The following is a 13,179-nucleotide window of genomic DNA, read 5'->3' on the forward strand; positions in this document are numbered from 1 at the left end:
ATTTTTTATCCTTAAAGTGTTTTTTTAAACACATAGAAACATAGTTTTGTAAACTTAAAAAAGGCGTTTCACTTATTTTAAATAAACATAGCTTTCTATGTGAAAGAAATGTATTTCTCTTACGTATTCTTTATTGACACATAAAAATCTATGTTTCTATGTGTTTAAAATATTTTAAGAATATATTCCGCCGTTAATATTGATAATTTCTCCTGTAATATAACTTGCTTTTTTAGAAATCAAAAAGCTTACCAAATCTGCCACTTCTTCGGCTTCGCCAAAACGATTTACCGGAATAAGCTTTAATAATTCTTTTTCATCCAGCTCGCTTGTCATATCTGTTTTGATGAAACCTGGAGCAACAGCATTAACAGTAATATTGCGTTTTGCAACTTCCTGAGCCAATGCTTTTGTTGCAGCAACAATTGCACCTTTAGCAGCCGAATAGTTAGTTTGTCCCGCAGTTCCTTTTACTCCAGAAACCGAAACGATATTTACGATTCGGCCGTATTTATTGCGAAGCATTTTTTGAATGAAAAACTGCGTTACATTAAAAAATCCGTTTGCACTTGTATTCATTACACTATTCCAATCCTGCGGTGTCATCCACATAAAAAGGCCATCTTTTGTAATGCCAGCATTATTTACAATTGCTTCTACCAATTTTTCAGGATTGGCTTCTTGCCATTGCGTAAGAACGTTTTGTACCTGTTCAAAATTAGCAACATCAAAACCTAAAATTTCTCCTGTTGCACCTAATTTTTGTATTTCTTGTAATGTTTCTTCGGCAGCTGTTTGATTCGAATGATAATTAATCAGAATATGATAATCAGATTCTACGGCTAGTTTTTTACAAATAGCACTTCCGATTCCTCTTGAACCGCCTGTTACTAATACACACTTCATAAGTGAAATTTATTTCTTTTTCTTAGCTGCTGTTTTCGGTGTCGATTTGGCAGCTGGTTTGGTTGTTTTTGTTTCTTGTTTTGGGGCTTCAGCTGGGGCAGCAACTGGCTGTGGTTTTTCAGATTTTGAAAATAATTCAGCATTTTCAAACCATTGGTTAGCCAAAACGGTTCCGTCGGGTTTAAGAAATCCCCATTTTCCCTCGTTTTTTACTCGAGCAACACCGTCAATAAATCCTTTGTCCTGCTGTACAAACATGGCAATAATAGCGTTTGTTGTAATTCCGTACTGTGTTGGAATAACTAATTTTCCAGATTCGTTGATGAAACCCCAATTGCTTTCTTTTACCGGAGCTAATCCGTTGGTACTGAAAACCTCTGCATCGCTGTAAGTTGGTTCAATTACAAATTTCCCTTCTGGATTAATAAATCCCCATTTTTTTCCAACTAAAACAGGCGCTAGATTTTTAGAGAAAGCTTTTCCTTTATCATATATAGGAAGAATGGCCCAATTTCCTTTTAAATCGATGTATCCAATTTTTCCATTTTTCTTAGCGAATGTCAAATCCTGAGTTTCAAAATCCCAGATTTTTTCAGCTCCATCAACTGGAATGAATTTTCCGCCGCTTACTAATCCGAAAGTTTTATCTTTTCTAGCCCAAGTTGTTCCTTTAAAATAATTTCCAATTTCAGCATAAGCAGGTTCAACCAATTCTTTTCCTTCGGTATTGATAATTCCCCAGTTTTTGTTTAGTTCCACTCTCGCATAACCATTTTCAAAAGGTTTGATCTGATCGTATTTTGGTTCTAAAACAACAGTCATTTTATTGTTAATCAGACCCACTTTATTATTTTGTCTGATGAAGGCAACTCCATTATTAAAATCAAAAACTTTATCAGAAGTAGGTGCTTTTTGGATTTCTCCTTTCGTATTAATATAAACCCACTCCTTATCTTTTTGCACGACAGCGATTCCATTATTGAAATCTTTCGCATCTTTAAAGTCGGCTGGAATTACCCAAGTCCCTTTTGTGTCAATAAAGCCCCATTTTCCGCCGTTTTCTACAGCGGCTAATCCTTCAGAAAAACTTCTGGCAGATTTATATTGTGGTTCGATTTTAAAAGATCCGTCTTTAGTAAGATAGCCAATTTTGGAGCTCTTTTTAACTAAAGCCAATTCTTGACTATTAACAAATTGAATACTTACCAGCAACAAAAAAATAAGTGTCTTTTTCATGATTTTAAAATTCAATGTTTAACGATTAAAAAACTAAAACTCTTTGGGGCAAATTTGTATATCAATTTTTAACTGTTGATCAAATAATCTTTAACTTTTTGAACAAAAGGATACATTACTTGATCTTCCTTAAATGTTGGAATTATGTTTCTAATATCATCATACCATTTTTTAGTAACAGATGAGATTTTATCTTTTTGATCTAAATAATCAATGGCTTGAACGATTGTAATTAATTCGATTGCCAAAACTTCGAATGAGTTTTCAATTACTTTTGATGTAATTACAGCGGCATTTGTTCCCATACTAACAATGTCCTGATTATCATTGTTGTTTGGAATACTATGAACGTACATTGGGTTAGACAACATTTGACTTTCTGCAGTTGTTGAAGTTGCCACGAACTGAACGCCCTGCATTCCGAAATTAAATCCTAATGTTCCTAGGTTTACAAACGGAGGAAGTAATTCATTAATTTTTGAATTCAATAAATAGTTCAATTGACGTTCTGCCAGCATCGTTAATTTGGTAATAACGATTTTCAGTTTATCCATTTCAAGCGAAATGTAATCTCCGTGGAAATTTCCTCCATGATAAACGTGCTGATTTTTTACATCGATAATTGGGTTGTCGTTGGCCGAGTTAAATTCGTCTTCCAAAATTGAAGCTACATTATTTATCGTTTCTAAAACAGGCCCTAAAATTTGAGGAACACATCTTAAAGAATAATATTCCTGAACTTTTTCTTTGAAGATTTCTTCTGTATTTTCTCCAGAATATAAATGGTCTTCTCTTTTACGGATTAAAGTACTGTCAGAAAGATTTTTTCTCATTCTCTCAGCCACTTCCTGCTGTCCTTTATGACGTTTGGTCTGGTTTAATTCTGCAGAAAAATGATCGTCGTAAGCCTGAACTAATTCGTTAATTGCACAAGAAGCTTTTAACGACCAGTCTAATAATTTTTGAGCATAATGAACATTTACAACACCAATTCCTGTCATTACAGAAGTTCCGTTGATTAATGCCAAACCTTCTCTAATTTCTACTTGAATTGGTTGTAAACCTTCGATTTCAAAAACTTCGGCTGTTGGGCGTCTGTCTCCTTTATAAAAAACTTCGCCTTCGCCAATTAAAACCAAAGCTAAGTGTGATAATTGAACTAAATCTCCGCTGGCGCCAACACCACCGTGCTCAAAAATTAAAGGCGTAATATCTCTATTGATTAATTCTGCCATTAAATGAATTACAGAAGGATGTACTCCTGAATTTCCTAAAGAAAGCGTATTCAATCTAGCTAAAATTGCCGCTTTTGCACATTCTGGATTTAAAGGTTTTCCTGTTCCAGAAGAGTGGCTTCTAATTAAATTATATTGTAATTGAATTTGATCAGATTCTTTAATTCTGTATTGAGCCATTGGACCAAAGCCCGTATTTACTCCGTAGATTACTTTGTTTCCTGAGAATTCTTTCAAGAAATTAAAACTTTCGTTTACTCGATTTAAAACTACATCGCTTATGGAAACTTTGTTTTTTCCAAAGATTATGGCTTCAAATTCTGCTAAACTTAAATATTCATTAATTGTATTCATCAAATAGATTTTGGTTGCGCTAATTTAATTTTATTTATCAAAATAAATGTAGTTATTTTGATGATGGCAAATGTAGGTTAATTAATGATAATAATTCTAATATGACAAAGGAGTTTGTTGATGTTTTAGTGATTGGTGCAGGACCATCTGGTTGTGTTTCGGCATCGTATCTTTTTAAAAACAATGTTAAGGTTAAAGTTGTAGAAAAACAAAAGTTTCCGAGACTTGTTGTTGGCGAAAGCCTTATTCCGCGTGTTATGGATCATTTTGCTGAGGCAGAATTGTTTGACGCGCTCGATGCCATGAACTTCGAGAAAAAATTAGGAGCTCGTTTTATTAGAGGCGAAGAAATCTGCAATTTTGATTTCAGTAAAAAATTCGGAGAAGGCTGGGACTGGACCTGGCAGGTTCCAAGAGCCGATTTTGATAATACAATGGCACAGGAAGTAGTGCGAAAAGGAATTGATCTAGAGTTTGAAACGGAAGTTTTAGAAGTTTCTTTTGAAGGAAAAAAATCAAAAACAATCGTAAAAGATAAAGACGGAAATCTAAAAGAAATTTATGCCAATTTTATTATTGATTCTAGCGGATACGGAAGAGTGCTGCCAAGACTTTTAGATCTAGATACGCCATCAAAATTAGATCCGCATTCTTCTATTTTTACACATGTTAAAGATATAAATAGAGAAGAAGGTGTAGAAGGAACTCAGATTTCTTTTGATATTCTAGAAACAGAAGTTTGGCTTTGGGTAATTCCATTTTCTAACGGAAATACTAGCTTAGGTGTTGTTGGGCCAACAGACTTTATCAATTCGCTTTCTGAAAATAAAGACAATGCCGAGGCTTTGAAAAATGCCATTCAGAAATCGGATTATTATATTAAAAGATTTGCTGGAACTGAATTTTTATTCGAACCGGTTAAATTAGAAAACTATTCAAGAGCGGTAAAAAGAATGTATGGAGACGGTTTTGCTTTAACGGGAAACAGTTCTGAATTCTTAGATCCAGTTTTCTCTTCGGGAGTGGCCTTCGCAACCGAATCAGGAATGCTTGCAGCAAAATTATATTTGAAAGAATCACAGGGAATTCCTGTTGACTGGGAAGTGGAGTTTACCCAATACATGAAACGCGGTATTGCTGTTTTCACAACTTATGTACAAGAATGGTATACAGGAAATTTACAGACATTATTCTTCCACCAGCCTGAAAATCCTGAAGTAAAAGAAAAAATATGTGCTGTTTTAGCAGGTTATGTTTGGAACGAAGAAAATTCGTTTGTCAAGAAACATGATCACGTTATTGCGAATATGGCGTATTTACTGAATATGCAAAAAGAACAAAGCCCTGAATAATCAAGGCTTTTTTTTATAAAAAACAATTCATTTTGTAGATTCATTCCGTTAGGAATGTTTCGTCGGTAGAATGAAATTTGAATTACGGTTATATGTTCCGTAGGAACGTTTGATTTATGGATATGTATATTATTTCCGTAAATCAGATGTCCCTACAGGACATAATACAAAACGCCAATATTTTATTCTACCGATGAGATATTCCTACGGAATATTAAATATTGCTATTAATATGGAATCACGGATATTACAATCCAAAAATCTTATCCATTAAAATCCATTTTTGCCCTGGTTTTGCCCAAGGTAAAGCTTGTTGGAATTTCCACATTAAAGTTTCCCATTCCTGAACTTTTTCGTTTGCAGCGTCGGCTTTGTCTTTCTTTTCGAAAGTAAAATCGGCATCTGCTTCGATGATCATAAACAATCTGTTCCCGGTGCAGTAAATATCCAAAACTTCAATTCCAGAGTCTTGAATGCTTTTCTTAATTTCCGGCCAGACATTTTCATGCAGTTCTTTGTATTCTGAAATTAAATTTGCATCATCTTTTAAGTCTAAAGCCAGATAGAATTTTTGAGCTGCCATATTTTTAGTTTTGTTTGTAAGCTACGGCAGTTTGTTTACTTGTGCCCAAACCTTCAATTCCTAATTCGATTACATCGCCTGCTTTAATGTAAATTGGATCTGGTTTGATTCCTAATCCAACTCCCGGAGGCGTTCCTGTACTAATAACATCGCCAGGAAGCAAGGTCATAAACTGACTTAAATAATGTACTAAAAATGGAATTTTGAAAATCAAGTTTGATGTATTACTGTTTTGGAACGTTTTTCCGTTTACAGTAAGCCACATTTTTAGGTTATTTACATCGCCAACTTCGTCTGGAGTTGCCATAATAGGTCCAAGAGGAGCGAAAGTATCAGAACCTTTTCCTTTTGCCCATTGTCCGCCGCGCTCGATTTGGAATGCTCTTTCGCTATAATCATTTAAAAGGCAATATCCAGCAATATAGTTTGGTGCATCTTCTTCAGAAACGTAGCTTGCTTTTTTACCTACAACAAATGCTAATTCTACTTCCCAATCTGTTTTTTCACTGTTTTTCGGGATAATCAAATTATCATTTGGTCCGCATAAAGAAGTGGTTGATTTAAAGAAAATAATTGGTTCTTCCGGAATTGCAGCGCCAGTTTCTTCACAGTGATCTACGTAATTTAATCCGATGCAGATAATTTTTGACGGACGCGCAACTGGCGAACCTAAACGAACTGAATCGCTTACTTCTGTTAAAGATGGGTTATTTTTTAAAGCTTCTTCTAATTTTGCTAAACCGTCATTTTCAAAAAAAGCTTCGTTGTAATCGGTTACGATAGACGAAACATCATATCTTTTATCATTTAGTAAAACTCCTGGTTTTTCCTTTCCTTCTTCTCCGAATCTAATAAGTTTCATATTTTAATTTTTTTAGTAATGTGTATTTTTTTAGCCACGAATTCACGAATTAAAATGATTTTAAAAATCTGTGAAATCTGTATTAAATAAAAATAGCCACGAATTATGACTGAAAAAATTCGTGAATTCGTGGCTATTCTTTTTTTTAGTTATTCAATTTGATAAAACCTCCATCAATTGGGTAATCTGAACCTGTGATGAAAGACGATTCGTCACTGCATAAGAATAATGCTAAAGTGGCGATTTCTTCTGGTTTTCCCATACGGCCGATTGGCTGTGACTGAGATAGTTTTTCGAAGATTTCTTCTTCTTTTCCAGGATAATTTTTAGCAATAAATCCGTCTACGAAAGGCGTGTGAACCCTTGCAGGAGAAATAGAATTACATCTGATTTTATCATTCAAATAATCTTTTGCAACTGATAAAGTCATAGCCATAACCGCTCCTTTTGCTGTAGAATAAGCAAAACGATCTGGAATTCCAACCCAGCATGCAATTGAAGCCAAGTTCAAAATGACACCTCCGCCAGAATTTCTTAGCGCCGGAATTGAAGCATGAAGACAGTTGTAAACTCCTTTTACGTTTACATTCATGATTCGGTCAAAATCAGATTCTGAAGTAGTATCTACTTTTCCAACGTGAGCAATTCCAGCGTTGTTTACTAGAATATTGATATTTCCGATTTTCTCGAAAGTTGAATTTACTTGTTCGTGGTTCGAAACGTCGCAAGCGTGAGCAAAAACATTTCCTCCAGTTGATTTTATTTCTTCAACGGTTTCTTTTGCGCTTTCTTCAGTCAATTCTAAAATGTGAACTTCAGCTCCTTGTTTCGAAAATAAAACCGAAATCGCTCTTCCAATTCCGCTTCCGCCGCCAGTGATAATTGCTTTTTTATTTTGTAATGAAAACATTTGATATAAATTTTTATGAGTTGTTTTTAATAGTCTTTTACAAAGATACGCCGCGTTTCCACGGAATAAAATCGTCTTGGTTTAATTGTACAGCTTTCGGAATAATTTCGCCGCTTGCCGCTTTGATACAGTATTCTAAAATTTCCTCGCCCATTTCTTCAATAGATTTTTCGCCACTGATAATTGGCCCGCAGTCAATATCAATAATATCTTTCATTCTGGTTGCCAAAACCGAATTTGTAGCCACTTTAATTACAGGACAAACTGGGTTTCCTGTTGGAGTTCCCAAACCTGTAGTAAACAAAATTAAAGTCGCTCCAGAAGCCGCTTTTCCAGTTGTTGCTTCTACATCATTTCCCGGCGTACAAACCAAACTTAAACCTGGTTTTGTAACTAGTTCTGTATAATCTAAAACATCAACAACAGGAGATGTTCCGCCTTTTTTGGCTGCTCCAGCACTTTTGATGGCATCTGTAATTAAACCGTCTTTAATATTTCCCGGAGACGGATTCATGTGGAAACCTGAACCCACTTTGTGCGCCAGTTCATCATAAGATTCCATTAAATTGATGAATTTTTTAGCGTTATCTTCCGTAATACATCTGTCAATTAAATTCTGCTCTGCACCGCATAATTCTGGGAATTCAGCCAAAAGAATTTTTCCGCCTAAAGCTACAACTAAATCTGAAGTATAACCAACCGCAGGATTTGCAGAAACACCGCTGAAACCATCGCTTCCTCCACATTTTACACCAATGCATAAATCGCTCAAAGGCGCATCGGTTCTTTCGTATTTGTTGATTTCTATTAAACCTTCAAACGTTTTTTTGATGGCGTTGGTAATCAAAACTTCTTCACTTTCGGTCTGCTGTTGTTCAAAAATAAACAATGGTTTATCGAAATCTGGATTTTGTCTTTTAACATCATTTACAAAATCCTGAACTTGTAAATGCTGGCATCCTAAACTCAAAAGTGTAATTCCTCCAACATTTGGATGATTGGCATAAGAAGCCAGTAAAGCGCTCAAAGTAGAAGCATCTTGACGAGTTCCACCACAGCCACCTTGATGATTTAAGAATTTAATTCCGTCTACATTTTCAAAAACGCGATTGTTTTTTGGAGTCGGATTCAATTCAATATTGATATCATTAATGTCATTTCCGTTCAAATAACCCTGAAGCAATTCATGCGTAAATTGATTGTATTTATCGGTGACAGCATAACCCAATTGTTTGTGTAAGGCTTCTTTGATGACATCTAAATTTCTGTTTTCACAAAAAACTGTCGGAACAAAAAGCCAGTAATTTGCTGTTCCAACGCGTCCGTCTTTTCTTTTGTAACCTTTGAATGTTCTGTTTTCAAACTTAGAAACATCAGGCGCATTCCATTCGTAAGAGGCGTTTCTGTAAGCATAAGGATCTGCAGCATGTTTAAGGTTTTCGGTTGTCATTAAACTTCCTTTTGTCAAATCGTTTTGTACTTTTCCAACCAAAACGCCGTACATATTTACTTCTTCTCCCTGCTTCATGTCCTGCATGTAGAATTTATGTTTGGCTTTGATGAGGTCTTGTAAAACGTATGTTTCGTTTTCAAAATGAATGGTTTCGCCTTTTTGAAGATCGGTTAAGGCAACCAATACATTATCATCTGGATGTAGTTTTACAACCAGTTTTTTTGTGTTATTCTCAGACATTGTGTTGTTTGTTTTTTCTTTTTTTTTGATGTCACTGCCTTCGTTTATAACAATTTAATCCTTCAAATTTTTATAGAATTCTGGCAGTTAACGAAAAATAAAATTAGGGTTTTTAGATCTTCGTTAGTAGTCTAATATTATCCGTATCTAATCTTTAATTATCTTTGCAGTATGAAATTGGAACAAACTAAAATAGCGTCTTATCTCAATACTAAAGTTTCAGTACTGAATCGGATTGAACCGTTTTTTCAAGCGCCGTTTCATTCACATCCAGAATTGGAATTGGTGTATGTGAAAGAGAGTTTCGGCAAGCGAATTATCGGAAATTCAGTAATGCCGTTTGAACCCGGAGATATGGTTTTTTTAGGTTCTGATATTCCTCACGTTTGGCTGAATGATGAGAAATATTATCAGGGAATTGAAGATTTAAAAGCCAATTCGATTGTCGTATATTTTCATAAAGATATTTTCGGGCCGACTTTTTACGAGTTAAAAGAAACCCAAAAAATCAATGAACTCTTTTTTCAGGCTGGAAAAGGAATTTCGATTATCGGAAAAACCAATAAACAGATTGCGAAAAAACTGGAGAAATTAGTTGCTAAAAAAGACTTCGAAGTTATTGTCGGACTTTTTGAGATTTTGTCTATTCTTTCCGAAAGCCAGGATACTATTTATATCAATGACGAGATTTATTCTTTGATGCAAAAGGATTCTAAAGTAGATCGTCTTTCTGAAGTTTTTCAATACGTGAATAAAAATTACAAAAAGAATATTTCATTAGAAGAAATTGCAGCTGTCGCGAATATGACGCGGACTTCTTTCTGTAGAATGTTCAGGGTAAAAACGAAGAAGAATTTTGTGGATTATCTGCACGAAATCCGAATTTCGAATGCCTGTAAATTGTTGCTGGAAACCGATAAAAGCATGTCTGAGATCGCTTATGAATGCGGTTATAAAACGGCATCAAATTTTAATAAACTCTTCAAAAAAGTTAAGGGAATTACGCCTTCGGATTTTAAAAATAATGCGAACGTTAGTTTTGCCACTCCCGATAGCTATCGGGATTAAAGATTAAAGAGGATTCAAATCTGTTTGAAAAGAAATAGCCACGAATTCACGAATTAAAAGAATTAAAAAATTTACAGTAGCTGCTTGAAAAATAAACTTAGAATTTCACAGATTAAATGATTAAAAAAAAATTTGTGAAATCTAGGAGAGAAAAAAGGAAAGCCACGAATTCACAAATTTATTCTCAAAGATTTTCAAAAAATAATTCGTGAATTCGTGGCTAAAAAAAAATTAAATAGAACGATCTAAATGTGTATAACCACCATCCACATAAATAATCTGTCCTGTAGTATGGCTTGATTTTTCAGACAATAAGAAAACCACCATATTTGCGATTTCTTCAGCGGTTGTCATTCTGTTTTCTAATGGAATATTTTTAGTAATTGCAGCTAATTTTTCTTCTTTGTTTTCAAAAGTATTGATCCACGTTTCGTAAAGGGGTGTGTAACATTCTGCCACAATTACAGCGTTTACACGGATACTATATTTCAATAATTCAACAGCCCATTCTCTCGTTAAAGCATTTCTTCCTCCATTTGAAGCAGCATAAGCTGAGGTTCCTCCTTGACCAGTTTCGGCAGTTTTGGAACCAATGTTTACAATTGCTCCTTTAGATTCTTTCAAATATGGAAGTGCGTGTTGAGCCATTAAATAATAGTGGACTAAATTTTTGTGAAGTGAAGCGGCGAAATCTTCATAATTTCCGTTTTCTAATCCAACGCCGTCATTAACTCCGGCATTGTTTACCAATCCGTCGATTCTTCCGAATTTTGCGATTATGGCTTCAACGGCTTTTTTGCAGTCTTCAGGTTTTGTCAAATCGGCGGCAACTTGATACGCTTCTTTTCCAAAGGCTTTTAATTCTTCTACGGCTTTGATGTTGTCATTTTCGTTACGTCCAACGATAAACGGAATGGCATTTTCTTCGGCTAAAACCTTAACGATTCCTAAACCAATTCCTTTTGCGCCTCCCGTAACGATAATGATTTTTTGGGTTAATGATAACTGCATGATTTTTATTTATTATAGTTTGTTGTGATTTTTTTGCCACGAATCACACAAATTAGCTTGAATTTTTATTTAAAAAAAATAATTCGTGGAAATTAGTGTAATTCGTGGCTTTTTATTTCTGTTGTTAGAACTTTTTTAAAAAATTTACAGCTGTTGTTCATGACAAACAACAGCTGTAAAAATAGAGAGAATAGAACTGATAATTTATTACCAGAACTTAACATAAAGAGCCACGATAATCAGTAATGTAATTACGATTAAGACCGTAGTCTGCGGCTGTACTTTGAACATTCCAGGTTCTGTCTCGAATGCTTTTGGGTTTACTTTTGGACCAGCGAAACTTATTAAGATCATCGCAATCATTGTGAATAAGAATGATAATCCCATACAAATGTGGAATGGAATTTCGAAAGCTCCTTTCCCGTTAGGATAAGCGGTGTATAAAAATGTATCGGGACCAAATAAAGCTGGAGCGTATTCGTTGAATAAAACAGATAATAAGAATCCTAAGATTACCCCAACGATCGCCGCTGTTCCTGTAGTTCTTTTCCAGAACATACCTAAGAAGAACATAGCAAAAACTCCAGGGCTGATAAATCCAGTATATTTTTGGATATAAGTAAATCCTCCAACACCACCAATTCCTAGAACGTCATTCCAAGTAAATAAAACAGCTAAAAGCATTGCAGCAAAAACGGCAAGTCTACCAATATTTACCTGCTGTTTTTCGCCAGCTTCTTTTTGAATGTATTTTTTATGAATATCTAATGTATAGATTGTAGAGATACTGTTTACTTTTCCAGCTAAAGACGCTACGATTGCCGCAGTAAGAGCCGCAACAGAAAGTCCTTTTAATCCAGTTGGAAGGAAGGTTAAAACAGCAGAATAAGCACCATCTTTTCCTCCAACTAATTGAGGTAAATGTCCGTTTGTGTATAAAACGTAAGCAGCAATACCAGGAAGCATTACGATAAGTGGCATTAATAATTTTAACATACCAGCGAATAAAATTCCTGTACGAGCCGTTTGTAAGTCAGCACCAAGTGCTCTTTGTGTAATGTATTGGTTACATCCCCAGTAGTTTAAGTTGATGATCCAGATACCAGCCGCGTAAGATAACAATCCAGGGAAAGTTAAATATTTATCGATTTCAAGCTGAGTAGAAGTCGCAGTTGGTTTTGGAATAATCATTTTGAAATGCTCAGGCGCTTCTCTCATTAAAACTTTGAAACCAGCGATTGCATTTTCTCCCACACCAAAATATTGACCAACAGTTGTCAATGCAATATAAGAAGTTACCAAACCTCCAATGATTAATACAGCAACCTGAATAACGTCTGTATAAGCTACAACTTTCATTCCTCCAAGAGAAATAAATAAAGCAAAAACAGCTAATCCAATCATAATAGCGTGAAGATATTCTCCTCCAGCAAGACCATTAATTGCAACTGCTCCTAAGTATAAGATAGAAGTCAAGTTTACAAAAACGTATAAGAACAACCAGAAAACTGCCATAATCAATGCAGTAGATTCGTTGTAACGTGTTTTTAAGAACTGAGGCATCGTGTAAATCTTGTTTTTAAGATATACAGGAATAAACCATACAGCCACAATAATAAGTGCAATAGCAGCAAGCCATTCGTAAGCAGCAACAGCAATTCCTAAGAAGAAACCTTCACCACTCATTCCGATGAATTGTTCTGCAGAGATGTTAGAAGCAATAAGAGAAGCTCCAATTGCCCACCATGTTAAATTTCCTTCAGCCAAAAAGTAAGCTTTAGCATCTTGTTCGTCTTGTTTACGTTTGCGATAAACCGTGTAACCGTAGACAGAGACTACGATAAAATAGATAATAAAAACCGCATAATCTGCGAAAGCGAGGTTTTGGTTCATTGTTAGTAGTATTTTAAATAATTATTATAGGGTAAAGTTTGTTTTAGTTTTGTATAATCTCGTCAAAAATGCAAGA

At 34.9% G+C, this 13,179-nt stretch carries 11 protein-coding genes; 2 read left to right on the plus strand and 9 right to left on the minus strand.

The window, feature by feature from the left end:
* Window positions 1-174: 174 nt before the first annotated feature.
* The 3 genes from flxB to flxA form a co-directional block, all read right to left on the minus strand.
* Window positions 175-906, minus strand: a complete 732-nt coding sequence (flxB, locus tag P2W65_RS05775) for a flexirubin biosynthesis SDR family reductase FlxB (RefSeq protein WP_289664126.1) — start codon at window positions 904-906, stop codon at window positions 175-177.
* A gap of 9 nt (window positions 907-915) precedes the next feature.
* Window positions 916-2,142, minus strand: a complete 1,227-nt coding sequence (locus P2W65_RS05780; RefSeq protein ID WP_289664127.1) for a WG repeat-containing protein — start codon at window positions 2,140-2,142, stop codon at window positions 916-918.
* Window positions 2,143-2,210: 68 nt separating this feature from the next.
* A complete protein-coding gene (gene flxA / locus P2W65_RS05785) occupies window positions 2,211-3,731 on the minus strand; it encodes a flexirubin biosynthesis tyrosine ammonia-lyase FlxA (protein WP_289664128.1) in 1,521 nt (506 codons plus the stop codon).
* 101 nt (window positions 3,732-3,832) lie between these two features.
* Here flxA and P2W65_RS05790 point away from each other — a divergent pair, with 101 nt between their 5' ends.
* Window positions 3,833-5,083 (plus strand): NAD(P)/FAD-dependent oxidoreductase, encoded by a 1,251-nt coding sequence (locus P2W65_RS05790; RefSeq protein WP_289664129.1) that lies wholly within the window; start codon window positions 3,833-3,835, stop codon window positions 5,081-5,083.
* 247 nt (window positions 5,084-5,330) lie between these two features.
* On the opposite strand, the gene P2W65_RS05795 is transcribed toward P2W65_RS05790, so the two are convergent.
* The 4 genes from P2W65_RS05795 to P2W65_RS05810 form a co-directional block, all read right to left on the minus strand.
* Window positions 5,331-5,666, minus strand: coding sequence for an L-rhamnose mutarotase (locus tag P2W65_RS05795; protein WP_289664130.1), 336 nt, complete (start codon window positions 5,664-5,666; stop codon window positions 5,331-5,333).
* Window positions 5,667-5,670: 4 nt separating this feature from the next.
* Window positions 5,671-6,528, minus strand: coding sequence for a fumarylacetoacetate hydrolase family protein (locus P2W65_RS05800; RefSeq protein ID WP_289664131.1), 858 nt, complete (start codon window positions 6,526-6,528; stop codon window positions 5,671-5,673).
* A 145-nt stretch (window positions 6,529-6,673) separates the two neighbouring features.
* Window positions 6,674-7,438: an SDR family NAD(P)-dependent oxidoreductase gene (locus P2W65_RS05805; RefSeq protein WP_289664133.1), complete on the minus strand. Its 765-nt coding sequence runs from the start codon at window positions 7,436-7,438 to the stop codon at window positions 6,674-6,676.
* 37 nt (window positions 7,439-7,475) lie between these two features.
* On the minus strand, window positions 7,476-9,131 hold the full coding sequence (locus P2W65_RS05810) for a UxaA family hydrolase (RefSeq protein WP_289664135.1): 1,656 nt from the start codon (window positions 9,129-9,131) through the stop codon (window positions 7,476-7,478).
* A gap of 171 nt (window positions 9,132-9,302) precedes the next feature.
* Between P2W65_RS05810 and P2W65_RS05815 the strand changes: the two genes are divergently transcribed.
* Window positions 9,303-10,199, plus strand: a complete 897-nt coding sequence (locus P2W65_RS05815; RefSeq protein WP_289664137.1) for an AraC family transcriptional regulator — start codon at window positions 9,303-9,305, stop codon at window positions 10,197-10,199.
* A gap of 231 nt (window positions 10,200-10,430) precedes the next feature.
* Here the strand turns inward: P2W65_RS05815 and P2W65_RS05820 are convergent, their stop codons facing one another.
* A complete protein-coding gene (locus tag P2W65_RS05820; protein ID WP_289664139.1) occupies window positions 10,431-11,210 on the minus strand; it encodes an SDR family oxidoreductase in 780 nt (259 codons plus the stop codon).
* A 207-nt stretch (window positions 11,211-11,417) separates the two neighbouring features.
* Window positions 11,418-13,103, minus strand: a complete 1,686-nt coding sequence (locus tag P2W65_RS05825; protein ID WP_289664141.1) for a sodium/sugar symporter — start codon at window positions 13,101-13,103, stop codon at window positions 11,418-11,420.
* Window positions 13,104-13,179: the final 76 nt, after the last annotated feature.

Origin of the sequence: Flavobacterium panacagri (genome assembly GCF_030378165.1) — a bacterium.
GTDB lineage: Bacteria > Bacteroidota > Bacteroidia > Flavobacteriales > Flavobacteriaceae > Flavobacterium > Flavobacterium panacagri.